This is a genomic window from Kaarinaea lacus, assembly GCF_975902315.1.
In genome coordinates, this window is the sequence record NZ_CDLKIE010000252.1 from 1 (window position 1) to 2,968 (window position 2,968).

The 2,968-nt window shown below is 44.4% G+C and carries 3 protein-coding genes; all 3 read left to right on the plus strand.

Annotation, left to right across the window (positions count from 1 at the left end):
* Positions 1 to 372, plus strand: a 372-nt coding sequence (locus ACWVCM_RS07810) for a nitrilase-related carbon-nitrogen hydrolase (RefSeq protein ID WP_455201170.1), incomplete at its 5' end; no start/stop codon positions are given.
* Between the two features lie 30 nt (positions 373 to 402).
* The gene (locus tag ACWVCM_RS07815) at positions 403 to 858 is read left to right on the plus strand and encodes a GFA family protein (protein WP_455201171.1); all 456 of its coding nucleotides are present in this window, start codon (positions 403 to 405) and stop codon (positions 856 to 858) included.
* 909 nt (positions 859 to 1,767) lie between these two features.
* Positions 1,768 to 2,968, plus strand: a 1,201-nt coding sequence (locus ACWVCM_RS07820) for a hypothetical protein (RefSeq protein ID WP_455201172.1), incomplete at its 3' end; no start/stop codon positions are given.

Below are 2,968 nucleotides of genomic sequence, written 5' to 3' on the forward strand. Positions count from 1 at the left end.
ACTTATGACAGCGGTGATAACTGGCTGGGCAGCCTGCAACACATTGCTCGTGAAGGCTGCTGCTGGGTTGTAGGTTGCGGCAATCTCATGAAAGGCAGCGATATTCCTGAAGACTTTCCGGAGAAAGAAACTTTGTATCCCGATGAGGAAGAGTGGGTAAATCCGGGGGACTCCGTCGTCATCGCACCAGGCGGTGAAATTGTTGCCGGACCGATGAATAAGCAAGCCGGCATTATGTACCACGATATTGATCTCGAAAAAGTCGCTATTGCCAGAAGAACCCTTGATGTCGTTGGCCACTATTCGCGCCCGGATATTTTTCAATTGCATATCAATACTCGATCACAATCACCAGCAGTGTTTGAAGAATAAAAGACAAACACGACACCAAAGGAGAAAATCATGAGCGACCATTCACAATACACAGGCCATTGCTTTTGTGGTGATGTTGAATTTACTTTAAGTGGCAATCCTGAAGTAATGGCCTATTGCCATTGCGAATCATGCCGACATTGGTCCGCAAGCCCCGTTAGTGGATTTACCTTATGGAAACACGAAAAGATCCAGATTACAAAAGGTAAAGAAAATATCGATGGATTTACAGGGAATCCGCTTTCCGGTGACAAAACTGTTGTCAGTAATCGCGCATGGTGCAAAAAGTGTGGAGGTCATCTATATACAGATCATCCAACAATGGGCCTGGTCGATATACCTTCCGCGGTAATCGAGGATTTTATTTTCAGGCCAGGTTTCCATGTGCATTACCAGGAATCAGTACATTCCATAAAAGATGGACTACCCAAGTTCAAAGACCTTCCAGAAGAAGCCGGCGGCACAGGTGAACAACTGACAGAATAGATAGAGAAGTCTAATGGGGAAACGGGTTCAGAGAACAATTGTTGCTAATATTGAAAGAAATTTTTCTCTGATCCCGCTTTTGGGATGTTGCAGATCTGCTTTGCAGGGAAATCTACGTTGTTGATTTTTGCAGTGTCTGTCATTATTTTTTGGCTGAATAAATTAGAAAACTAAACCTTTAAATAAGGGAGCTTCGAACACTACTAACTAAATTAACTATATTAACTACATTAACTATATAAATAGTATGTAGAAACAAAAACGATTAAATCTCTACTGCTTGAAGTTATCTGTCATATGATTTGTGATGACTGTTCAATGAGAACCTTAATAACACATTACAAAATGTATTGAATGAAAAAGTGTTAAGCAAACCTTAAGCTTCATTTTACGTAAGATTTTTACTACATCGATTTCCAATAACGGACTATCTCTGTCTCCACAATTATCTATTATTCTTTATCCATAGAACCTACGAAATATTCTTTATCAACTTAATCGTTTTGGTTCATTAAGCTGTTTACTTCATTAACTCAGTGTAAATCAACAAATGGACAACGCCAATTTTGCATTGTCATTTTTGATAACCAGTAACGCTATATAAAGCTCTTGTTGAGCAATAAAAAGTAACGTCGGGGGCATCTTGTATATCGCATCGTTTTGATTGCTGGCGAACAGTAAATGTCGCCTCGTTAACGAATCGCTGTATATAAGAGACGCAAATAAGCGTTTCAGCCATATGTATTAGATGTATCTCTGTGGTAGGGAGTTTGGCGTGTGATTGGGCGTGTGAAGTGTTCAGCGGATTGCATCAGTAATCTCATATCTTTGTTGGCGGCAAAAAAATGTTGCCGCATGTTGTTCGTATATTTCCAATATATAGTTACGTTAACAGTACCAGTTTCGGTATTGGCTGCAACTGATCTGGCAATATTCGACGACATTGAAGTTTCTGAATTCGATCATTCATCCACCGGATTTACTCTGGATGGTCAACACACTCTTATAGATTGCGAAAAATGCCACCTGGGCGGTGTGTTTGACGAATTACCTCGTCAATGCGTAGAGTGCCATGACAATATATTTGCCGTTGGCACCAACTCTAATCATATTCCCGTCTTTGAAGCTTGCGACATCTGTCATACAACCCAGGGTTTTGAATCTTCGGCAATGACAACCGTCATGGACCACAGTATCCTGGTTAGCCAACCCTGTATGGGTTGTCACGATGGTGTTACCGCCACAGGCAAACCGCCCAACCACATACCAACTGTACTGGACTGCGACGCCTGCCATAACGTCAACAGCTGGTTGGTTAGCTCATTTGATCACAGCTCTGTAAGCGGCCAACCCTGCATATCCTGTCACAATGGTATTGACGCTAGCGGAAAACACGCCTCACATATTCCCAGTAGTGAAACTTGCGACGCGTGTCACCGCACAACCGCCTGGTTACCCCCCACCCAGGTCGACCACAGCGAAGTTACTGGTCCCTGTGCTGACTGCCACAATGGTTTTATCAGTGGCGGTAAACCGGCAAATCATATTAATACCACTATGTTTTGTGAAAACTGCCACGCACCAGCCCCGGCAACCTGGAGCCTGATCTTACAGGTGGACCACGACCATGTACTGGGCAGCTGTTCCAGTTGCCATGACAATGTTATTGCCACGGGAAAACATGCATCGCATGTAACCACAAACCAGGAATGTGATACTTGCCATAGCACCAAGCAGTGGATACCTGCCGCAGTCGATCATTCCAGCTTTGCTGGCAATTGCATAAGTTGTCACAACAACATTGACGCCAGTGGTAAAAGTGCCGGTCACATCAGCGCCAGCGATGTATGTGACAGTTGCCATGAAAAATTTCCCGCGCAATGGACGCCGGTTGACGCAGCTGCCGTGGATCATGCTCAAGTCATCGGCACCTGTGCCAGCTGTCATAACAATGCAGTGGCTACCGGTAAACCTGCAACGCATATCAACACTACCGATTTGTGCGACGCCTGCCATGCCGCCGGGCCAGTCCCCTTCCACCCGGCGGCATTGGGCGTCGACCATACACAGGTATTGGGCATCTGTTCCAGTTGCCATGACAATGTTATTG

What these genes read in the sequence shown, in the direction of transcription:
- ACWVCM_RS07815 (WP_455201171.1), top strand. Translation starts at nt 403, where the DNA reads ATGAGCGACCATTCACAATACACAGGCCATTGCTTTTGTGGTGATGTT.